This is a genomic window from Streptomyces sp. NPDC107546, from assembly GCF_055639175.1.
Window position 1 is genome coordinate 146,616 of sequence record NZ_JBVKBA010000011.1, and the last position, 21,192, is coordinate 167,807.

Below are 21,192 nucleotides of genomic sequence, written 5' to 3' on the forward strand. Positions count from 1 at the left end.
TCCGCGGTTCCCGGCGCGCCGTCGGCCCGCCGGGCTCGGCGCCCGCGGGGCGGCTCAGCAGCTCGCGAGGTAGTTCTGCAGCGCGCTCTTCTCGGCGGAGTCGACGGAGAGGTCGTAGTAGTACTTCACCTGCACCCAGGCGCGGACGTAGGTGCAGACGTACGACGACCGGGACGGGATCCAGGTGGCCGGGTCCTGGTCGCCCTTGGCCTGGTTGACGTTGTCGGTGACCGCGAGCAGCTGCGGGCGGGTGATGTCGTTGGCGAAGGCCTGGCGCTGGGACGTCGTCCACTTGCTCGCGCCGGAGTCCCAGGCCTCGGCGAGCGGGACCAGGTGGTCGATGTCGACGTCGGAGGCGGCGTACCAGGTCGCGCCGTCGTACGGGGAGTACCAGCTGCCGCTGGTGGCGGCGCAGGAGGAGTCCGTGACGACGTTGGAGCCGTCGCGCTTGAGGATGTACTCGCGGGTGTTGCAGGTGCCGCTGACGGTGATCCAGGTCGGGAAGAGGTCGCGGCTGTAGCCGGTGCGGTTCTCGGTGGCCACCGTGAGCGAGGCGAGGTAGCTGCGGGCGGTGGCGGCGCTGACCGGGGTGGGGAGGGCGGCGGAGGCGGCCGGACCGTTGAAGAGTCCGACGGAGGCTATGAGTCCGGTAAGAGCGGCGAGTATGCTGACACGTCGACGCGCGTAGACCCTGGGCATGGCAACTTCCTTGTCGTGTGGGGATGTTGAGGTGCGAGCGAGGGAATGCTCGCGGGGGCGTGTTGCCTACAGGTGTGTGTTTGGTAAGAAGCTAATGACGTGAACATGACACGACAAGGGGTGGGTCGGAACCGGCCGTGTGACCGGCGCCCTTTGGTGTGGGTTGTGCCGTCCCGTACGATGGGTGCCGCAGAAGGGGAGTAGCTCTTCGCCGGACCGTCGACACACTGCTCAGTTCCGCTGAGCCGGCGCCCGGGGGCGGACTCGATCAGGGTCGGCCAGCGAGACCTTCGGCAAGCAGTGCACGCCCGTGCCGTACGGCACGGGCGATCCGTGTGCTGCCGTGCCGAGGTGTCGAAGCGTTCACAGCACTCTCGGTGGGGCGGCCCCGACCGATTGAGGAACCTTGATCAGCATCACCGTCCTGGCGCTCGTCTTCGGCGTCATCTTCCTGGCCGAGCTGCCGGACAAGACGGCTCTCGCCGGACTCGTCCTCGGCACGCGGTACCGCGCCTCCTACGTCTTCGCCGGTGTCGCCGCCGCCTTCACGCTGCACGTCGTGCTCGCCGTCGCGGCGGGCAGCGCGCTGACCCTGCTGCCGCAGCGGCTCGTGCACGCGCTGACGGGTGTGCTCTTCCTGGGCGGTGCCGCGATGCTGCTGCTGAAGAAGGGGGACGACGAGGAGGAGGTCCGCAAGCCGCAGGACCAGTCCTTCTGGAAGGTGGCCGGGACCGGCTTCATGCTCATCCTGGTCGCGGAGTTCGGCGACCTGACCCAGATCATGACGGCGAACCTCGCGGCCCGCTACGACGACCCGCTGTCCGTGGGCCTCGGCGCGGTGCTGGGGCTCTGGGCCGTCGCGGGACTCGGCATCGTGGGCGGCAAGGCGCTGATGAAGCGGGTGCCGCTCGGGCTGATCACGAAGATCGCGGCGCTGGTGATGCTGACGCTCGGTGCGTGGTCCCTGTACGAGGCCGTGGCCGGGTGAGGCCGGGTGAGGCCGGGGAGCCCGGCGGGGGTGGCCGGGCGGCGAACGGCTGGTGACGTCTTGACCGGAGCACTGGCGGGATCGCCGACGGTTTTGTACCGTGGAGGAACAAAGTGGCTCCCGCCCGCTTCCCCTGACCGGCGGGCGGGGCCGCCTTGTCCCCGTGGGGCCCGCACGTACGGCCCCTCCGCCGTGTCTTGGAGCTGCCGATGACGGCCACGACCGTGCTCACCGCCCGCGCCCTCCTGCTGGACATGGACGGCACCCTCGTCAACTCCGACGCCGTCGTGGAGCGGATCTGGCGCCGCTGGGCCGAGCGGCACTGCCTGGACGGCGACGAGGTGATGAAGGTGGTGCACGGTCGGCAGGGGCACGCCTCGATGGCGTTGCTGCTGCCCGACCGGCCCGTCGAGCAGAACCTGGCGGACAACGCCCGCATGCTCGCCGAGGAGACCTCGGACATGGACGGGGTCGTGCCGATCCCCGGGGCCCGGGAGTTCCTGGACGCGCTGCGGGGGCTGCCGCACGCGCTCGTGACCTCGGCCGACGTGGCCCTGTCGACCGCGCGGATGGCGGCGGCGGGCCTGGAACTGCCGCCGGTGCGGATCACCGCCGAGTCGGTCGGTGCCAGCAAGCCCGACCCCGAGGGCTTCCTGAAGGGCGCCGCGGAACTGGGCGTGGCCCCGGAGGAGTGCGTGGTCTTCGAGGACTCGGGCGCGGGCATCGCGGCGGGACGCGCCGCGGGGATGCGGGTGGTGGGGGTCGGCCCGCGCGCGGGCCTGCACGGACCCGACGTGCTGGTGCGGGACCTGACCGGGGTGCGGGTGGACACGGCCCAGGACGGCGCGATACGGCTCCGCCTCGCCTGACCGTCCGCTCGCGCGCGGCAGTTCCGACGACAGGGCCCGGTCTCGTGGCGGAAGCCGTGCACTACGGCCGCGTCGTTTCCGATTCCAGCCGTGCTCTCGTTGCCGCGCCGTACACCCCCGGCTCGTCCTGTGTGATGCCCCGGCTGATCTGGTAGTTGCGGACCGCGCTTTCCACCTGGGCGTCGTAGGTGCCGCTCGCGGGGCCCAGGTACAGGCCCAGTTGGCGCAGGCGGAGCTGCAGCTCCCTGACCTCCGGGCCCGTGTCGCCGGTGCGCAGGACCACGGCGCTCTGGTGGGGCTGCGCGTGCGGGCCGGGAGACGCCGTTGCGGTGGCCGGCGCGGTCGTCGGAGTGCCGCTCGGGGTCGGCGACGTGGAGGGCGTGGGGGACGGGCTCGACGGTGACGGTGACGGCGAAGGGCTCCCGCTCGGCGACGGGTTCCTGCGCGGAGGGGGCGCCACCACGGACACCGTTGCGGTCGGCGACGACGTACCGGCCGGCGACGACGCCTCCGGCACGCTCGCCCGGATCTCCTGCGGCAGCGCACCGTCCCGCTGCGGAGGGTCGTAGGAGAACAGCCCGCTCGCGTAGCCTGCCGCCGCCACGACCGCGACCACCGCACCCCCGGTGGCCAGCAAGGCGGTGCGCCGCAGCCGCCGGGCGCGCGGCTCGGCGTCCGTGGGCGCGGCGGCGGCCCGGTCCTCCACGTCGGGCACGGCCGGGAGAGCCGTCGTCACGTCCGGTGCGGCAGCCGACCGCACTGCCGCGTCCGGCTCGCCCGATACGGCGCCCAGTCGCACGGTCGCGTCCGGCTCGCCCGATACGGCGCCCAGCCGCACCGTCTCGTCCCCCAGCTCCACATACGGCCTGATGCGCAGCGGATCGAAGTCCTCCGCCGCTGCCGCCTCCGCCGTGCGCGCCTCCCGGAGTGCCTCGGCCGCCCGCCGGGTGCATCCGCACGACGGTGTGCCGTCTCCTCGTCGCGGTGCCGCGCACTCCGGACAGGTCCGTCCGTTCGGTCCGTTCACGCGTGGGCCCCCTCCCCGCCGAATTCCAGAAATTATGCAGATCTCCCTCACGGAATCTCCCGGCAGCCCCCGGAATTCCTCCCTCCCATCAGGACTCGACAGGCCATAACGGGTCACACCGCCCACGATGAGAGTGCACGACGGACGACAGCGCACGGAGGTCGTACGACCTTCCACGGGAGGCCTTCATGACCGATGACACCCAGGGCAGGGCGGCGGGAGCGGGCACGGGTCCCACGGAACCGGCCATACCCGGCATCGCCACCGGTGCGGGCGCCGGCGGCTCCGTCGCCGCACGCCACGCGCCCGGCGACGACAGCGTGCACGGCGGCGTCCTCGTGTCCATCGGAGCACTGCTGCTCGGCATGCTGCTGGCCGCCCTCGACCAGACGATCGTCTCCACCGCGCTGCCCACCATCGTCAGCGACCTCGGCGGTCTGGAGCATCTGTCCTGGGTGGTCACCGCCTATCTGCTCGCCTCCACCGCGGCCACCCCCCTGTGGGGCAAGCTCGGCGACCAGTACGGGCGCAAGAAGCTGTTCCAGGCCGCGATCGTGCTGTTCCTGATCGGCTCCGCGCTGTGCGGCATGGCGCGCAACATGCCCGAGCTGATCGGCTTCCGCGCCCTGCAGGGCCTCGGCGGCGGCGGGCTCATCGTGCTGTCGATGGCCATCGTCGGCGACATCGTCCCGCCCCGGGAGCGGGGCCGCTACCAGGGCCTCTTCGGTGCCGTCTTCGGTGCGACCAGCGTCCTCGGCCCGCTGCTCGGCGGACTGTTCACCCAGCACCTCAGCTGGCGCTGGGTCTTCTACGTCAACCTGCCCGTCGGTGTGATCGCCCTCGCCGTGATCGCCACGGCCCTGCGCATCCCACGGAAGGCCGAACGGCACGTCATCGACTACCTCGGCACCCTCCTCATCGCCTCCGTCGCCACCTGCCTGGTCCTCGTCGCCTCGCTCGGCGGCACCACCTGGGCCTGGGGCTCACCGCAGATCGCCGGCCTGGCCGCCCTCGGCGCCGTGCTGCTCGTGGCGTTCCTCGTCGTCGAACGCCGCGCCGCCGAACCCGTCCTGCCACTGAAACTCTTCCGCGTCCGCACCTTCACGCTCTCCGCCGTCATCAGCTTCATCGTCGGCTTCGCGATGTTCGGCGCGATGACGTACCTGCCGACGTTCCTGCAGATCGTCCACGGCATCAGCCCCACCCTGTCCGGGGTGCACATGCTGCCGATGGTGGCCGGCATGCTGCTGTCCTCCACCGCCTCCGGCCAGATCGTCAGCCGCACCGGCCGCTGGAAGGTGTTCCCGATCGCGGGCACCGCCGTCACCACCATCGGCCTGCTCCTGCTGCACCGGCTCACCGAGAACAGCAGCACCGCCGAGATGAGCGGCTACTTCTTCGTCTTCGGCCTCGGCCTCGGTCTCGTCATGCAGGTGCTGGTGCTGATCGTGCAGAACGCCGTCGCCTACGAGGACCTGGGCGTCGCCACCTCCGGCGCCACCTTCTTCCGCTCCATCGGGGCCTCGTTCGGCGTGGCCGTCTTCGGCACGGTCTTCGCGGGCCGCCTCGCCGACAAACTCGTGGCCGCGCTCGCCGGGCATCCGCTCCCGCCGGGCGTCACCCCGGCCGCCCTGAAGGCCGACCCACGCGGCATCGCGGCCCTGCCGCCCACCGTCCGGCCCTCCGTGCTGCACGCGTTCTCCTCCTCCATCATCGACGTCTTCCTCTACGCGGCCCCGGTCGCCCTCCTCGGTTTCGTCCTGGCCTGGTTCCTGCGCGAGGACAAGCTGCGCGGCTCGGTCACGGCACCGGACGTGGCGGAGACCCTGGCGAGCAATCCGGTGCAACGCTCGTCGTACGAGGAGGCCAGTCGCGCGCTGTCCCTGCTCGGCTCCCGGGAGGGGCGCCGGCAGATCTACGAGAAGATCACCAGGCGGGCCGGGTACGACCTGCTGCCCGCGACGAGCTGGCTGCTGCTGCGGATGAAGAAGCACGGCTGGGCCGAGCCGGCGCTGCTCGCCGAGCGCAGCTCGATCCCGCTGCCCGTCATCATCGCCGCCGCACGGCAGGTGGAGGAGCGGCGCCTCGGGGTGCGTGAAGGGCTCGACCTGATGCTGACCGAACAGGGCCGCGAGGTCGCCGACCGCCTCGCCGAGGCGCGTGAGGAGTCCCTGGCCGAACTGCTCGGCGACTGGTGGGGCCCCGACCGCCCGACCGACCTGATCAAGCTGGTCCAGGAACTGAACGCGGAACTGTGCGGCTCGGACGCGGAACGCCCGCACAACGGCTCGACGACTCCGCGACAGCTTGGCCGGCCACAGCACTAGGGCGGGTTGCTCTCCCGAGCAGCCGTCGTCCGCCCGGCCCGGCCGCTCAGATCAGCGGCTTGCCGAACCAGTGCTCCGCGTACGGGTTGTCGTTGTACGGCGCCGTCTCGACGTAGCCCAGGCGCGCGTACAGGGCCCGGGCCTCGACCAGGTCGCCCCGGGTGTCGAGCACCATCCGCTCGGCGCCCAGCGCCCGGGCCGCGTCCTCGGCGGCGGTCACAAGGAGCGGGGCGCCACCCTTGCCCCGCATGTCCGGGTGCACGAAGACCCGCTTGAGCTCGGCAGTCGCCTGATCGATCAGGCGTACGCCCGCCATGCCCGCCGGGCGGCCGTCGTGACGGGCCACCAGCAGCGCCCCGCCGGGCGGCGCCAGGTAGTCGCCCCTGTCGGCGGCGACCTCGCGCTCCAGCTCGTCAGGGTCCGTGCGACGCCCCTCGTGCAGCAGGTACCAGCGGTCGCTGACCTCCGTGTAGTACGCCCGCCACAGCGCGGTGGCGACCAGGGAGTCGAAGGGTTCGGGGGCGATGGTCCAGCTCATGCGGGACATTCTCCGGAGGGTCCGGGAGGAGCGCGCAAACGAATTACGCGCGTCCCTCCCGGGCTCTTCGGCGGCACGGGGCCGGGCGGCTCGTTTGGGGGCGGCCGTCCGGGCAACCCGGGCGGGAGACGGCCCGCCGGGCCGCACGACCTGAAGGCAACCCCGGAAGGCACCCATGTCCACAGGCTGGATCATCGCTCTGATCGTGATAGTGATCGTGGCGGCCGCCCTCGCCGGCGCGGCCGCCGTGTCCCCACGGGCCCGGGGCGCGGTCGGCGGTCGGAGCCTGAAGCGCCGCTTCGGACCCGAGTACGAGCGGACCGTGGCTCGTCACGACGGCGACACCAAGGCCGCGGAGCGCGAACTGACCGAGCGGCTGAACAAGTACGGCGCAATGAACGAGCACCCGCTGGAGCCGGCCGAGCGTGAACGGTACGCGGCGCGCTGGGCGGCCGCGCAGGAGCGCTTCGTCGACTCCCCGGGTGAGGCGGTGGCCGAGGCGGACCGGCTGCTCGCCGAGCTGGCGGGCGTACGGGGGTTCCCGGACGGCGCGCGCTACGAGGAGCAGCTCGACGCGCTGTCGGTGCACCACGCCCACCACGTCCACGGCTACCGCCGGCTGCACCGGGCCGCCCACGCCCCGGACACCGGCACCTCCTCAGGCCACGCGGGCACCGAGGAGATGCGCGAGGCCATGGTCGAGGCGCGTGCGCTCTTCGAGGACCTGGTGGCACCCCCGCGCCGGCAGTCGGCCGGCCCCACGGAGAAGACGCCCCGGCACGCCGCCGGCAACGCCGGGCAGTCCCGTCTGCCGTGGGCGTTCCACAGGCAGCATGTGAAGGGGAGTTGAGGGTGATGACGGAATGGACACCGGGCGGCGCTGCCGAACGTCCGGAAGCGACGGGGCGTCGGCCCGACACCGGAGAGCCCCGGTCGGCGGCGGAGTTCCGGCCCGATACGGGTGAGCGCCGGTCGGGCGCGGAGTTCCGACCGGAGGCAGGCGAGCCCCGGGTCGCGGGCGAGTACCGGTCCGAGGCGGGTGAGCCCCGGTCTGCGGCGTTCCGGCCCGATACCGGCGAGTCCCGGCCGGCCGCGGCGGGCTCCTCCCGGGAGCCCCGGCTGCTGCCGCGGGACGAGTGCGACAAGTTCGAGCTGCGGTTGCAGCACGCGGTCGGCAGGTTCGTCGACCGGCCCAAGGAGGCCGTGGAGGAAGCGGACCAGGTGGTCCAGGAGGTCGCCTCGCGCCTCGCGGAGGCCGTGTCGTCCCGGCGCCGCACCCTGAAGGCGTCCTGGCAGGAAACGGGCGACACCGCCCACCCGACGGCCGACACGGAACAGCTACGCCTGGCGTTGCGGGACTACCGGGCGACGGCGGAGCGGCTGCTGAACATGTGAGTGGCCCATGGACACAGCGAGCGGGGCCGACCCGGACGACGTCTCCGGGCCGGCCCCGCTCGCTGTGTCACCGCGCCGGCCCGGCGGCCGCTTGGCCCGGCGACCGCTGTGGTCGGTCCGCCCGACGGCCGCTGTGGCCGGCCTGTTGCTTTCCCCGGCCTGGCCCGGCCCCGGGCGCTCAGCTCGCTCCCGAGCGCCCCCCATGGCGTGCGCGCCACGCCTCGACGACCGTCTCCACGTCGTACGGCTTCAGGCCCAGCGGCGGACCCGGCGGCGGCTTGAACATCATGTCGCGGATCTTCACGTTCAGCTGCTCGACCAGTCGCCGTGCCACCCGCTCCGAGGGTGCCTGAGCGGCCGCCGCCAGCGTGTCCTCCGCCTCCTTGCGCAGGGCCAGTGTCGGCGGCAGGACCGAGATCCCCTCGCGGGCCATCTTGCGCTTGATCCACCACAGCTCGTCGTACGCGGTGTCGCTGACGGCCGGTGACGGCTCGCCCGCACCGGGGAGGTTCGCGAACTCGCCTCGTGCCTGGGCGTCGCGGATCTGTTTGTCGGCGAACGACTCGAAGCTGACACCGGGTGGCTTGCGCTCGGTCATGGGTTCATTGTGTGCGACGTCACCCGATGGGGCGATCGGGCGAATTATCATTCCGGCGCGGCACGCCAATCGGGCCGGACCGCAGCACACTTGAACCGCCGCACCCGAAGGAGCGCACGTGCTCGAACTCACGATGGCCTCGGTCTCCGCGGCGGACGCCGGGGCGACGGCCGGCATGCAGATGGCCGACGCGCCCAGCGACCCGGGCGCCGTGCTGAGGGTGGGCCGGGACAGGTCCGTGTGCCGACTGGCGACCCCCGACGACTGGCTGTTCGTCTCCCGCGTCCATCTGGAGTTCCAGTGCGGCCCCGGCGGCGTCTGGCAGGTCACCTGGTTGCGCGGTTCCCAGCCCGACCCCTCCTCGGAGGTCCTGCTCACCCTCGCCGGACACCCCGCGCAGCCCCTGCCCTACGGCGGAGCGGCCCAGCTCCCGCAGGGCGCCTCCGGTGAGCTGGTCATCCAGGACCGCACCGCCCCGCGCAGCGTCAACGTGGGCTTCTACCACGAGGCCTGAGGACCGCCCCGGTCGGTCAGCCCACCACCCGGGCCAGCGCGAACCCGTCGTGCCCCTTGCTGCCCACCGTCTGCACCGCCGTCGCGCTCAACTTCGGGTTCGAGGCCATCAGTTCCAGCGCGGCCCGGGTCCCCCGTACGCTCGGGTCCTCGCTGCCGGCGTCGGTGACCTGGCCGCCGCGCACCACATTGTCGAGGACGATCAGGCTGCCGGGGCGGGTCAGCTTCAGCGCCCACTCGACGTAGTGCGCGTTGTTGACCTTGTCCGCGTCGATGAACACCAGGTCGAACGGCTCGGGCTGTTCCTCGGCCAGTTTGGGCAGCGACTCCAGCGCCGGGCCGACGCGCACCTCCGTGATCCCGGCGAGGCCCGCTCGTTCGAGGTTCCGGCGGGCGACCTCCGCGTGCTTGGCCTGGTACTCCAGTGTGATCAGCCGGCCGTCCGCGGGCAGGGCGCGGCCCAGCCAGATCGTGCTGTACCCGCCGAGCGTGCCGATCTCCAGGATGCGGCGGGCGCCCTGGATCCGGGCCAGGAGCTGGAGCAGCTTGCCCTGGTTCGGCGCCACGTTGATGTGCGGCAGTCCCGCGGCGTCGCTGTCCCGCAGGGCCGCGGTGAGCGCCTCGTCCTCGGGGGCGAGCAGGTCCGTGAAGTAGGCGTCGACGTCGTCCCAGAGCTGTTGCGCTGTGCTCATGCACCGTGCCTTTCATATGGATGGTTAGATCACCTAACTAGGCTCCCTAACGAATATAGCCAGGGCAAGGTGCCGTGTCAGCCGATTTCCACCAGCTTCCACCAACCGGGTGACGTGCCGCCCCGTGCGAGCGGCACGTCACCCAGGAGTCGGCTCAGGTGGACCGGATCAGCGCTTCGCGCCCCGCTCCAGCGACGGTGCCGAACCCGGCAGCGGGCGGCCCGCCGACTCCGTCATGAACCACACCGCGGCACCGCCGATCACGGCCGCCGCCATCATGTAGTAGGCGGGCATCATCATGTTCCCCGTCGCGCCGATCAGCGCCGTGACCACCAGCGGGGTCGTGCCGCCGAACAGCGACACCGAGACGTTGAAGCCGATCGACAGCGAGCCGTAGCGGACGCGGGTCGGGAAGAGGGCCGGCAGGGCGGACGGCATGGCCGCCGTGAAGCAGACCAGCAGCAGTCCCAGCGCGCCCATGCCGAGCGCGACCGCGAGCAGGCTGCCCTGGCGGATCAGCAGGATCGCCGGGACGGACAGGAGCAGGAAGCCCGCGCAGCCCGCCGCGATCACCGGGCGTCGGCCGACCCGGTCGGTCAGGGTGCCGGCGAAGGGCTGCACGATCATCATCAGCGCCATCACGGCGAGCACGACCAGCAGCCCGTGCGTCTCGTCGTACTTCAGCTCGCTGGTCAGATAGCTCGGCATGTACGACAGCAGCATGTAGTCGGTGACGTTGAAGACGAGCACCAGCCCCATGCACAGCAGCAACGCCTTCCACTGGCCGGCGATCATCTCGCGCAGCGGCACCTTGGGCCGGGTTGCCTCGGCCTTCGCCACCTCGGCCGCGAACGCCGGGGTCTCCTCCAGGCGCAGCCGGAGGTAGAGCCCGATGACGCCCATCGGACCGGCGATCAGGAACGGGATCCGCCAGCCCCAGGACACCAGGTCCTCGGAGGACAGCAGTGCCGTCATCAGGGTGACCAGGCCCGCGCCGCCGATGTATCCGGCGAGCGTGCCGAACTCGAGCCAGCTCCCGAGGAAGCCGCGCCTCTTGTCCGGCGCGTACTCGGCGATGAACGTGGACGCGCCCGCGTACTCGCCACCGGTGGAGAAGCCCTGCACCAGCCGGGCCACGAGTAGCAGGACCGGCGCGCCGACGCCGATCGCCGTGTACGACGGGATCAGGCCGATCGAGAACGTGCCGATCGCCATCATGATCATGGTGACGGCGAGCACCTTCTGGCGCCCGACGCGGTCGCCGAGCGGCCCGAACACCATGCCGCCGAGCGGGCGGACCAGGAAGGCCGCGGCGAACGCGCCGAAGGTGGACAGCAGCTGTGCGGTGGAGTTGCCGGACGGGAAGAACACCTTGCCCAGCGTGACCGCGATGTAGCTGTAGACGCCGAAGTCGAACCACTCCATGGCGTTGCCGAGCGCGGCGGCCTGTACGGCGCGCTTGACCAGCGCCGGGTCGGTGACCGTGGCCTTCGGGCGGTCGGGGGACGGGGGTGCGTAGGGTACTGAGGGTGGAGCGACGGTCGGCAAGATTCCGCTCGCCTGCCTTTCGACGGGGACAAGGACGGGGCCCGTCGTCGTCAGGGCGTACGGGGGTGTACGCCTGATACCTCTTCGCACGTCTTCGTGTCTGTTCGTACGCCTCGTACGTCGTCGTACGTCTGCTGCGTCTCGTACGGCGGGCCGACGGCCGCACACGAGGCCGATCGTGGCCTGCCGCACGACGAACGGGCCGGGGGCCGGCCGTGGGGGCCGAGCCGAAAACGACCATAACGGAACTTGCCGCCATAACGGACGGTAGCCGGTCCATCGCGCAGTGCGCGAAAAGCGCCATGTCCAGGCGTGACGGCTCCACTGTGCCCGGCCGGCCGCCGGTCATTCTGTGATCCATCTCGCGTACCGAAGCCGGAACCGGAACCGTCCGCGCCGGGTCGCCATGCGGCCGAAGGCGGAGCAGACCTCAGGTGAAGAGAGGGTCGCCCGCGTCTCACGGCGCGGGGGCCGCCCACCTCATAGGGTCGGGGCAGCGGCCGGCGAAACGGGACACATGGGGCCGGTGCGGCGGGAGGGCCGACGAGGCGTGGCGAACGTGGAGCACAGCGGGCAGACGGGCGGCGTCTTGGGGGCGGAGGCGGTACAGCAGGCGCAGGAACGGCTGAGAGCGGCCCGCGTCACGCTCTGGCTGATCGCCGCCGTCCTCGCGGTCCGGCAGGTCGCCGTGGTCCTGCGCACCCCCCGAGCCCAGCGCCTCACCGATCTCGAGACCTGGGTCGGAGCGGGCGGCGTCCTGCACGTGAAGGGCTCGCTGTACGACTCGACCCGGTTCACCGGTACCCCGTTCGGTGGACTCGTCCTCAAGCCGCTCACCCGGGCGGCCGAACAGGCACTCGGCCTGGCGTGGACCTTCGGCACCCTCCTGCTGGTCGCCGCGCTCGGCCTGGTCGCCGCGCGGTCGCTGCCGCAGCCGGTGAGTCGGCGGACCTCACTGCTCGCCGCACCCGTGGCGATCAGCCTGCTGATGCTGTCGCTGCCGGTCCGCAACACGCTGCACCTCGGGCAGACCAGCATCATCCCGGTGCTGCTGGTCCTGCTCGGCTGTTCGACGGTGCGCGAGGAGCGCACGGGCGGTGTCCTGATCGGTGTGGGCGCGGCGATGCAGCCGACCGTCCTGCTGTTCGCGCCGCTGCTGTGGTCGACCGGCCGTCGCCGGGCCGCCGCCTCCACCGGTGTCACCTTCGCCCTGTGCACGGCGCTCGCCTGGGCCGCGATGCCGCACGACTCCTCCACCTACTGGGTGCACCACCTCGCGGGCGTCGGTCTCGGCGGCAGGGCGGACGACCTCGCCAACCAGTCCCTGCACGGCGCCCTGCTGCGCCTCGGCCTGACCGGTCCCCTGGAGATCGGCCTGTTCCTGGTCGTCGGCACCGCCGTCGCGGTCGTCGGCCTGCGCCGCGCCGTGCGCTACGCGCGCGACGGACAGCTGCTGCTCGCCGTCGCGATCACCGGCTGCGTCGCCGTCGCCGTGTCGCCGACGACCTGGCAGCACCAGCTGCTGTGGGTGCTGCCGGCGGTGGTCGGCCGGGTCGGCGGCCGCGCCTCGGACCGGTACGTATGGCCGTTCGCCGTCGTCACGGTGATGACGCTGCCGGCGACGACCGTGGTCCCCGACACGGCGCTCCTGGAGCCGTTGAGGGACAACGCCATCCTGCTGGCGGCCCTCGCCACCGCCTGCGGGCTCCCGTTCCTGGAGCGGGAGTCCCCCGCCTACCGGTCACCGCGCCCCACCGTGTACGCCGCCCCCGTACCCGCCCGGCTCTCCCTGGTGCCGCTGCTGCCCTTCTGGCGCCGCGTCCTCAGCCGCCCCAACCTGCTCTTCGAACTGCTGCTGCTCCGGGTCTGCTACGCCGCCTACTCCCAGGTGCGCCTGGTCGCGACCGGCAGCCGCGAGTCCGCCGAGGCGCACGGCCGCCAGATCCACTCCGTCGAGCAGGCCCTCTCCATCGACATCGAGCAGGGGGTCAACCACGCGGTGACGAAGGTGCCGTGGCTGGAGCACTTCCTCGGCTTCTACTACGACTCGTTCCACTTCGTGCTGCCGCTGACGATCCTCGGCGTGCTCTACTCCCGGCGCCCCGCCGACTACCGCTGGGCCCGCACCTCGCTCGGCTTCGCCACGCTCCTCGGCCTGGTCGGCTTCTGGCTCTATCCGCTCGCCCCGCCGCGCCTGATGCCGGGCCTCGGCTTCGTCGACACTTTGCACGGCGTCCAGAACCTCGCCAAGCCGGACTACGGCGCGTTGACCGCGGTCACCAACCAGTACGCCGCCATGCCCTCCCTGCACTTCGGCTGGTCCCTGTGGTGCGGCATCGTGATCGCCGTCCTCGCTCCCCGCTGGTGGATGAAGGCGCTGGGCACGCTCCACCCCCTCTTCACGGTCTCCGCGATCGTGGCGACGGCCAACCACTGGGTCCTGGACGCGGTGGGCGGCGCAGTGGTCGTCGGCGCAGGATTCGGGCTGACGCATGTGCTGTCGGGGCCGCGGTCAGTGGCGTTGCCCATGGCAGCCGGAACGGACCTGGCCCGTGACCACGCGATCAGGGAACGGCGCCAGAGCGCTACGAATTAGCCCGCGACTCCAAGACCCCCGCCGGGCCTGTGCTCACCCTCGCGCCGGCCGCCTTCTCGGCGTTCGTCTCCTGGGCGATTACAACCGCTGAATGATCGTCCCGGTGGCCAGCCCACCCCCGGCGCACATCGTCACCAGCGCGAACTCCTTGTCCGCACGCTCCAGTTCGTGCAATGCCGTGGTGATCAGACGGGCGCCCGTCGCCCCCACCGGATGCCCCAGCGCGATGGCACCGCCATTCACGTTCACCTTCTCCAGGTCCTGGTCGAAGACCTGCGCCCAACTCAACACCACCGACGCGAACGCCTCGTTGATCTCCACCAGGTCGATGTCCGCCAGGGACATCCCGGCCTTTCCCAGGACCGCCTTGGTCGCGTCGATCGGGCCGTCCAGGTGGAAGTGCGGGTCCGAGCCCACCAGGGCCTGGGCCACGATCCGGGCCCGCGGGCGCAGCCTCAGGGCGCGCGCCATCCGCTTCGACGCCCACATGATCGCGGCCGCGCCGTCCGAGATCTGCGAGGAGTTGCCCGCCGTGTGCACCGCCCTCGGCATGATCGGCTTCAGCCGGGACAGCGCCTCCATCGACGTGTCGCGAAGGCCCTCGTCCCGGTCGACGAGTCGCCACATGCCCTGGCCGGCCCGCTGCTCCTCCTCCGTCGTCGGCACCTGCACGGCGAACGTCTCGCGTTTGAACCGCTCCTCCGACCAGGCGATCGCCGCCCGTTCCTGGGAGACGAGGCCCAGCGCGTCCACGTTCTCGCGGGTCAGGCCCCGGTGGCGGGCGATCCGCTCGGCCGCCTCGAACTGGTTCGGGAGGTCCACGTTCCACTCGTCGGGGAAGGGCTTGCCCGGACCGTGCTTGGAGCCCGAGCCGAGCGGCACCCGTGACATCGACTCGACACCGCACGAGATCCCGACGTCGATCACGCCCGCCGCGACCATGTTGGCCACCATGTGCGACGCCTGCTGGGACGAGCCGCACTGGCAGTCGACCGTCGTCGCCGCCGTCTCGTAGGGCAGGCCCATCGTCAGCCACGCCGTGCGCGCCGGATTCATCGACTGCTCGCCGGCGTGCGTCACCGTGCCACCGACGATCTGTTCGACGCAGTCGGCGGGGATGCCGGTGCGGCCGAGGAGTTCGCGGTAGGTCTCGCCCAGGAGGTAGGCGGGGTGCAGATGGGCGAGCGCGCCGCCGCGCCTGCCGATGGGGGTGCGCACGGCTTCGACGATCACGGGTTCCGCGGCCATGGGGCTCGTCCTCTCCTCGGTCACCCGCGTGGCGCGGGCGTCCCGGCCCACCCGCCACGCAGAACTAGTACCCGTTCTAGTTCTGTGTGCAGTGTGCTGACAGGGTGTCCAGGGCCGCAAGGGTCGTGCAGCCTCCGAAGTCGTGATCTGCGCGAGTCTCGCACGCGATCGAGGCGCCGTGCCCCTTGCGACTTGTAGAACCCGTTACTACCTTCACCGCAATTCCTGATGGACAGTCAGAATGGTGAGAGGTCGCCCATGCCCTGTCCCGCGCTGCCCGACGGGTTCGACTTCACCGATCCCGATCTGCTGCACCACCGCGTGCCCCTGCCGGAGTTCGCCGCACTGCGCCGGGCCGAACCGGTGTGCTGGGTACCCCAGCCGGCCGGGCTCGCGGGCTTCCAGGACGAGGGGTACTGGGCGGTCACCCGCCACGCCGACGTCAAGTACGTCTCCACGCACCCGGAGATCTTCTCCTCGTCCCTCAACACCGCGATCATCCGGTTCAACGCGCACATCGAGCGCGACTCGATCGACGCCCAGCGGCTGATCATGCTGAACATGGACCCGCCCGAGCACACCCGGGTCCGCCAGATCGTCCAGCGGGGCTTCACCCCGCGCGCCATCCGGGCCCTGGAGGAGCGGCTGCGGGCCCGGGCCCGGGCCATCGTCCACAGCGCCCTCGCCCACGACGGCCCCTTCGACTTCGTCACCCAGGTCGCCTGCGAACTGCCGCTGCAGGCCATCGCCGAGCTGATCGGCATCCCCCAGGGCGACCGGGCCAAGATCTTCGACTGGTCCAACAAGATGATCGCGTACGACGACCCCGAGTACGCCGTCACCGAGGAGATCGGCGCCCGGTCGGCCACCGAGATCATCGCGTACGCCATGAACATGGCCGCCGACCGCAAGCAGTGCCCGGCGCAGGACATCGTGACGACGCTGGTGGCCGCCGAGGGCGAGGGGAACCTCAGCTCCGACGAGTTCGGGTTCTTCGTGCTGATGCTGGCCGTCGCAGGCAACGAGACCACCCGCAACGCCATCACGCACGGCATGCACGCCTTTCTCACCCACCCCGCCCAGTGGGACCTCTACAAGCGGGAGCGCCCCCGTACCGCCGCCGAGGAGATCGTCCGCTGGGCGACCCCGGTCAACGCCTTCCAGCGCACCGCCACCCAGGACACCGAGCTCGGCGGCAAGCAGATCGGGAAGGGCGACCGCGTGGGGCTCTTCTACTCCTCCGCCAACCACGACCCCGAGGTCTTCGACCACCCGGACGCCTTCGACATCACCCGCGACCCCAATCCGCACCTCGGCTTCGGCGGCGGAGGCCCGCACTACTGCCTCGGCAAGTCCCTGGCCGTCCTGGAGATCGACCTCGTCTTCGACGCGATCGCCGACGCCATGCCGGACATCAAACCGGCCGGCGACCCGCGCCGCCTGCGCTCCGCCTGGATCAACGGCGTGAAGGAGCTCCCGGTCGCCGTGGGCTGACGGACCCGGGCCGCCGCTCTCCCGGCGCCGCCGGCCCGCCCCGAGGGAGGCAGGGGCATCACCCCTACGCCCCGCCCCTGCCCCCCCGGGACCAGGAGCCCACGCTTGAAGCGACGCGGGACGTTCACACGCTGTATGGGACGTCAGCGCAGTGCGACCGCGCCCGTGTGGACGGTGCGCATGGCGCGCTCGACGGTCTCCTGGTTTTCGCCGACCGGAGCCACGTAGCCGATGACGTCGCGCGCGGCGTCCTCCCCGAGCATGCGGGTGATCACCCAGGTGGCGAGGTACTGGGACGCCAGGCAGCCTCCTGCCGTGGCGATGTTTCCCTCGGCGTGGAACGGCGCGTCCAGCACGGTGATGTCGCAGGCTTCGACGAAGGGCCGGCTCTTCAGGTCCGTGCACGTCGGCACGCCGTCCAGCAACCCCAGCCGGGCGAGCACCAGCGCGCCGGAGCACTGCGCACCGACGAGCTGTCGTGAAGGGTCGAGCGGCAGCCGGGAGATCAGCCGGTCGTCGGCGACTACGTCTCGTGTCTTCACGCCACTACCGATCAGCACGACCTCGGCTTCGGTCACGAACTCCATCGGGCGCTGCCCTGTCACCTCAACACCGTTCATCGACGTGACCACCGGCGTCGGCGTGGTGATGAAGGCCTCCAAGCCATCCTTACGGCATCGGTTGATCAGCGCGGATGCGATGAAGCTGTCGAGTTCGTTGAACCCGTCGAAGGTGACCACGGCTACCTGCATCACATCTCCTTCATGCACGACATTGGATCTGCACTGCTCCCCGGCGCGCCCGTTCCGGGGCGGATCGACGACCACCGCAGGGTCTACGGAGCTTGTACCGGACCGGAGCTGTCCCAACCAGGGATCAGCTCCTCCCGGTGGACGTCCTCGGCGTGGACCGGCTCGCCGCAGGTCTCGCAGACCGCGTGGGTGACGAGTTCGTGGTCCCGGTGGAGGAGCCGAACGGGCGGCGAGGTGACGGCCCAGCGGTCGCCCCAGCCGATGAGCTCGCGGGTGATGCCCGCCAGGTCGCGTCCCGCCTCCGTCAGGTAGTACCCGCTGTGGCGTGTGTCGTCCGGCAGCGGGCGCCGTTCGAGGACACCGCTCTCCACCAGCGACTTCAGGCGCGCTGCCAGACGGTCCGTGGGGGCGCCGGTGTTCCTGGCGATCTGCCGGAACCGATGGTTGCCGAGCATCACCTCGCGGATCGCCGGCAGGGCCCATCGGTCGCCGACGACCTGCAGGGCGGCGGCGAGCGAGCAGGGACGTCCGGCCATGTCCTGGGGGTCGATGCGCGTGGCCACGGCTCCAGTATCACCCAGGTATGGTTTGAGTTCCAAACCGCCCCGTGCTTGACTGGCGTCATGCCCATGATGCTTGGATTTTCAAAGCAGCCTCGGATGACCACCGCCGTCGTCCTGGTGGCCGTCTTCATGACCAACCTGGATCTGTGGATCGTCAACGTCGCACTTCCCGCCATGGGAGCGACCTTCTCCGGGGACGGCAGGGGCACGGCCCTCGGGGCGCTGTCCTGGGTCCTCAACGCCTACGCGATCACCTTCGCGGCGCTGCTGGTGGTGGCCGGGCGTGCCGGGGACCGCATAGGCCAGCGGCCGGTCTTCCTCACCGGGATCGCCGTGTTCACCCTCGCGTCGCTGGGCTGTGCCCTGGCCCCGAACCTGGGGACCCTCGTCGTGGCCCGGGTGGTGCAGGCCGTCGGAGCGTCCGCCCAGATTCCGACGTCCCTGGCCCTGCTGCTGGCGTCGGTGCCGGCCGAGCGCCGTACCCACGTCACCCGGAGTTGGGCTGCGGTCGGCGGACTCGCCGCGGCCGCCGGGCCCGTCGCCGGCGGCCTCCTGGTCGAGGTGGACTGGAGGTGGGTCTTCGCCGTCAACGTGCCCATCGGCATCGCGGCGCTCGTCGCCGGCCGAGCGGTCCTTCCGAAGCTGGCCGCGCGCGAGGCGGGACCGCTGCCCGACCTCCTCGGCGCCCTGTTGCTCATCTCGTCGGTCGCGGCGCTGTCCGGGGCACTGGTGCAGGCACCCGACTGGGGCTGGACGAGCGGCAGGACCGCACTGCTCTTGGCCGTTACCGTGACCAGCGGCGCCGCATTCGTCCTCAGATCCCTGCGGCACCCCCGCCCGCTGTTCGAGCTGGACCTGCTGCGGCTGCCGCGCTTCGGAGCGGCGAACGCGGGCAGCCTCGTGTTCGGCGTCGCCTTCGCGATCATGCTGCTGTCGAACGTGCTGTGGTGCCAGGAGGTCTGGCACTGGAGCGCGCTGCGCACAGGTGTCGCTCTGGTCCCCGGTCCCGCCCTCGTGCCGGTCGTCACCCTTCTGACCGCCCGCGCCGCGCAGCGCTTCGGGCACGGTCCATTGATCGCCGTGGGCGGGTTGCTGTTCACCGGCGGCATGGTCTGGCGCGCGTGCTTCGCGTCCGTCGCGCCGGACTATGTGCGTGACTTGCTGCCCAGCCAGCTGTTGACCGGTACGGGCATCGGTCTGGCTCTGGGCACTCTGGTGGCCGCCGGTGTGCACGCCCTGCCAGGGCACCGTGCGGCGACCGGATCGGCGCTGGTCAACTCCGTCCGCCAAATCTCGGCCACGGTCGGCGTCGCCGTCCTGGTCGCGGTGGTCGGCTCCCACGTCGGTGCCGCCTCGCATCACGACTTCCGGATCGCCTGGTGTGCGGCCGCCGTATTGAGCCTGGCGACGTCGGCGATCGGTGTGCACCTCAGCCGTGGCGGCGGCTCGGACCAGACGGCGTCCGCCGCATCGCAGCAGCCCGAGGCGGATGCCCAGGCTCCGCGGACGCGTCCTGACCGACCCGGGCTGCCGGCCGGACACCCCGAACCGCGCCCTACAGCTATTCCTTCGCATCAAGTAGAAGGGGGCCGCGGTGGAGCGGCCTGACCCTGGTGACGCTGCTGATGCTCGTCGTCCTCGCTTCGAAGGGGCACAATCGTCCCCTCGCCGAAGACGTCGAACGGAAACGCGCACCCGTGGCCCCTGCCGAGCCCGCTCTCGCCCAGCCCAAGGACACGGCCGTCCACCCCGACCGACGCCTGCGGACGCTCTGGAACCGCCATCGGGTTCCGCTCCTCGCCACGCTCCCCACCCTGCCGCTGTACGCGGTGTGGTGGCTGTCCCTCGCCACCGGAGGCGGCGACCTCGCGGCTCAGGAGGCCTGGGCCGAGTTCGCGGCCCGCCACGGCGAGTCGGCGTACAACCTCTCCTGGTACGGCGGGATGCACACCGCCAACTACAGCCTGATCTCGCCGTATCTGATGGCCGCGCTCGGTGTGCGCACGGTGACGGTGGTCTCCGGACTGGCCGCCTCCTGGCTCGCGGCGCTGCTGATCGTGCGCGCCGGGGTCCGCAGGCCGTTGTGGCCCGCGCTGCTCGCCTCGCTTGCGCTGTGGTGCGATGTCGCCTCGGGCCGCACCACGTTCGCGCTGGGTGTCGCGCTCGGGCTGGCGTGCTGTGTGCTGCTGACGCGACGGCGGCTGGTGGCGGGGGCGGTGTGTGCGGGACTCGCCACCGCGGCGAGTCCGGTGGCGGGGCTGTTCCTGGCTGTGGTCGGGGCCGGCTTCCTGCTGGTACGGGACTGGCGACGGGCCCTGGTGCTGCTGGTGCCGCCGCTCGCGGTGGTCGCCACCACCACGCTGCTGTTCCCGTTCCGGGGAGAACAGCTGATGCCGCCGGACCGGATCTGGCAGCCGGTGCTGTTCGGGCTGTCCGTCGCCGTACTGGCTCCGCGCTGCTGGCGCGTCGCACGCTGGAGCGGCGTCGTCTACGCGGCCGGGACCGTCCTCGCGTACCTGGTCCCCTCGCCCGTCGGGACCAACATCGAGCGGTTCGCGGAACTCTTCGCGCCCGCCGCGCTGCTCGCGGTGCTGCTCACCGCACCGCCGATGCGGACGCTGCGGCGCACCCTGCTGATCGCGACGCTGGCCTTCTCCGTCTTCTGGGTGGGCCGCAAGACCGCCGACGACCTGGAGGTCTCCACCGCCGTGCCCGCCTGGGCCGCGGACACCGCCGGAGTGGTCCGGGCCGTCCGCGACCTGGGCGCGGACCGCACCCGCGTCGAGGTCGTCCCCGCCCGCAACCACCGCGAGGCCACCGCACTGGCCCCGTACGTCCCCATGGCCCGGGGCTGGAACCGCCAGCTCGACATGGAGCGCGGCCGCCTCTTCTACGACGGCACGTTCTCGGCGGCGGCCTACCGGAGGTGGCTGGACCACTGGGCGGTGGGCTACGTCCTCCTGCCACTGGGCAAGCCGGACGGATACGCCGAGGCCGAGGCACGGCTGGTGCGCGACCACCGCCCTGCCTGGCTGGAGCCGGTGTGGCAGGACACGCACTGGCGCGTGTACCGGGTGCGCGACGCGGTGCCCCTGGTGTCGGCGCCCGCCACCGTCGTCCGCGCCACGGGCGCCGAGGTGGACGTCCGGATGCCCGCGGCCGGCTCGGTGACCGTCCGGGTCGCCTACTCGCCGTGGCTGCGCACCGAGGGGGCGTGCCTGGGCCGGGAGGGCGACTTCACGCGGCTGACGGTGACCGCGCCCGGTACCTACCGGATCGGCTCGCGGTACGGGCCGGCACCGGAACCGGGGCGCTGCTGACACCCGCGGGCCGCGGCCGTGGACG

Annotated in this window: 19 protein-coding genes and 1 pseudogene; 11 read left to right on the forward strand and 9 right to left on the reverse strand. The window is 71.7% G+C overall.

Going from position 1 to position 21,192, the window contains the following annotated elements:
* Positions 1–54 precede the first annotated feature (54 nt).
* Positions 55–699, reverse strand: a complete 645-nt coding sequence (locus ACZ7L1_RS18535; RefSeq protein WP_471438370.1) for an HNH endonuclease family protein — start codon at positions 697–699, stop codon at positions 55–57.
* A 406-nt stretch (positions 700–1,105) separates the two neighbouring features.
* On the opposite strand from ACZ7L1_RS18535, the gene ACZ7L1_RS18540 reads away from it, so the two are divergent.
* Together ACZ7L1_RS18540 and ACZ7L1_RS18545 are read left to right on the forward strand one after the other, a co-directional pair.
* Positions 1,106–1,687 carry a TMEM165/GDT1 family protein gene (locus ACZ7L1_RS18540; protein WP_471438372.1) on the forward strand — a complete coding sequence of 194 codons (582 nt, stop codon included), beginning with the start codon at positions 1,106–1,108 and terminating at the stop codon, positions 1,685–1,687.
* Between the two features lie 209 nt (positions 1,688–1,896).
* Positions 1,897–2,556: an HAD-IA family hydrolase gene (locus ACZ7L1_RS18545; RefSeq protein ID WP_471438374.1), complete on the forward strand. Its 660-nt coding sequence runs from the start codon at positions 1,897–1,899 to the stop codon at positions 2,554–2,556.
* A 61-nt stretch (positions 2,557–2,617) separates the two neighbouring features.
* On the opposite strand, the gene ACZ7L1_RS18550 is transcribed toward ACZ7L1_RS18545, so the two are convergent.
* On the reverse strand, positions 2,618–3,583 hold the full coding sequence (locus ACZ7L1_RS18550) for a peptidoglycan-binding domain-containing protein (protein ID WP_471438375.1): 966 nt from the start codon (positions 3,581–3,583) through the stop codon (positions 2,618–2,620).
* 188 nt (positions 3,584–3,771) lie between these two features.
* On the opposite strand from ACZ7L1_RS18550, the gene ACZ7L1_RS18555 reads away from it, so the two are divergent.
* Positions 3,772–5,910, forward strand: coding sequence for an MDR family MFS transporter (locus tag ACZ7L1_RS18555; RefSeq protein WP_471438377.1), 2,139 nt, complete (start codon positions 3,772–3,774; stop codon positions 5,908–5,910).
* A 46-nt stretch (positions 5,911–5,956) separates the two neighbouring features.
* On the opposite strand, the gene ACZ7L1_RS18560 is transcribed toward ACZ7L1_RS18555, so the two are convergent.
* A complete protein-coding gene (locus tag ACZ7L1_RS18560; RefSeq protein ID WP_471438379.1) occupies positions 5,957–6,448 on the reverse strand; it encodes a GNAT family N-acetyltransferase in 492 nt (163 codons plus the stop codon).
* 175 nt (positions 6,449–6,623) lie between these two features.
* Between ACZ7L1_RS18560 and ACZ7L1_RS18565 the strand changes: the two genes are divergently transcribed.
* Complete coding sequence (locus ACZ7L1_RS18565; RefSeq protein ID WP_471438381.1) at positions 6,624–7,298, forward strand: hypothetical protein; 675 nt, start codon at positions 6,624–6,626, stop codon at positions 7,296–7,298.
* A 5-nt stretch (positions 7,299–7,303) separates the two neighbouring features.
* Positions 7,304–7,843 (forward strand): hypothetical protein, encoded by a 540-nt coding sequence (locus tag ACZ7L1_RS18570; RefSeq protein ID WP_471438383.1) that lies wholly within the window; start codon positions 7,304–7,306, stop codon positions 7,841–7,843.
* A 178-nt stretch (positions 7,844–8,021) separates the two neighbouring features.
* Here the strand turns inward: ACZ7L1_RS18570 and ACZ7L1_RS18575 are convergent, their stop codons facing one another.
* A complete protein-coding gene (locus ACZ7L1_RS18575) occupies positions 8,022–8,441 on the reverse strand; it encodes a DnaJ family domain-containing protein (protein WP_471438385.1) in 420 nt (139 codons plus the stop codon).
* Between the two features lie 118 nt (positions 8,442–8,559).
* Between ACZ7L1_RS18575 and ACZ7L1_RS18580 the strand changes: the two genes are divergently transcribed.
* Positions 8,560–8,955: an FHA domain-containing protein gene (locus tag ACZ7L1_RS18580; RefSeq protein ID WP_471438387.1), complete on the forward strand. Its 396-nt coding sequence runs from the start codon at positions 8,560–8,562 to the stop codon at positions 8,953–8,955.
* Between the two features lie 16 nt (positions 8,956–8,971).
* Here the strand turns inward: ACZ7L1_RS18580 and ACZ7L1_RS18585 are convergent, their stop codons facing one another.
* Together ACZ7L1_RS18585 and proP are read right to left on the reverse strand one after the other, a co-directional pair.
* On the reverse strand, positions 8,972–9,646 hold the full coding sequence (locus ACZ7L1_RS18585; protein WP_446790155.1) for an O-methyltransferase: 675 nt from the start codon (positions 9,644–9,646) through the stop codon (positions 8,972–8,974).
* 168 nt (positions 9,647–9,814) lie between these two features.
* Entirely contained in the window at positions 9,815–11,194 is a 1,380-nt protein-coding gene (gene proP, locus ACZ7L1_RS18590) for a glycine betaine/L-proline transporter ProP (RefSeq protein WP_471438389.1), read from the reverse strand.
* A gap of 550 nt (positions 11,195–11,744) precedes the next feature.
* Between proP and ACZ7L1_RS18595 the strand changes: the two genes are divergently transcribed.
* The gene (locus tag ACZ7L1_RS18595) at positions 11,745–13,790 is read left to right on the forward strand and encodes a bifunctional glycosyltransferase 87/phosphatase PAP2 family protein (RefSeq protein ID WP_471438391.1); all 2,046 of its coding nucleotides are present in this window, start codon (positions 11,745–11,747) and stop codon (positions 13,788–13,790) included.
* Between the two features lie 8 nt (positions 13,791–13,798).
* A pseudogene (locus ACZ7L1_RS18600) lies at positions 13,799–13,885 on the forward strand (DUF397 domain-containing protein); the annotation flags it as partial.
* On the opposite strand, the gene ACZ7L1_RS18605 reads toward ACZ7L1_RS18600, so the two are convergent.
* Positions 13,869–15,038 (reverse strand): steroid 3-ketoacyl-CoA thiolase, encoded by a 1,170-nt coding sequence (locus ACZ7L1_RS18605; RefSeq protein ID WP_471438393.1) that lies wholly within the window; start codon positions 15,036–15,038, stop codon positions 13,869–13,871. The pseudogene ACZ7L1_RS18600 and the gene ACZ7L1_RS18605 overlap by 17 nt on opposite strands.
* A 258-nt stretch (positions 15,039–15,296) precedes the next feature.
* Here ACZ7L1_RS18605 and ACZ7L1_RS18610 point away from each other — a divergent pair, with 258 nt between their 5' ends.
* Complete coding sequence (locus ACZ7L1_RS18610) at positions 15,297–16,532, forward strand: cytochrome P450 (protein WP_471438395.1); 1,236 nt, start codon at positions 15,297–15,299, stop codon at positions 16,530–16,532.
* 143 nt (positions 16,533–16,675) lie between these two features.
* Here ACZ7L1_RS18610 and ACZ7L1_RS18615 read toward each other — a convergent pair whose 3' ends face one another.
* Complete coding sequence (locus ACZ7L1_RS18615) at positions 16,676–17,284, reverse strand: type 1 glutamine amidotransferase family protein (RefSeq protein ID WP_471438533.1); 609 nt, start codon at positions 17,282–17,284, stop codon at positions 16,676–16,678.
* 83 nt (positions 17,285–17,367) lie between these two features.
* Entirely contained in the window at positions 17,368–17,847 is a 480-nt protein-coding gene (locus ACZ7L1_RS18620; RefSeq protein WP_471438396.1) for a winged helix-turn-helix transcriptional regulator, read from the reverse strand.
* A 96-nt stretch (positions 17,848–17,943) separates the two neighbouring features.
* On the opposite strand from ACZ7L1_RS18620, the gene ACZ7L1_RS18625 reads away from it, so the two are divergent.
* Entirely contained in the window at positions 17,944–19,455 is a 1,512-nt protein-coding gene (locus ACZ7L1_RS18625; RefSeq protein WP_471438398.1) for an MFS transporter, read from the forward strand.
* 89 nt (positions 19,456–19,544) lie between these two features.
* Positions 19,545–21,167: a glycosyltransferase family 87 protein gene (locus ACZ7L1_RS18630; protein WP_471438400.1), complete on the forward strand. Its 1,623-nt coding sequence runs from the start codon at positions 19,545–19,547 to the stop codon at positions 21,165–21,167.
* Positions 21,168–21,192 lie beyond the last annotated feature (25 nt).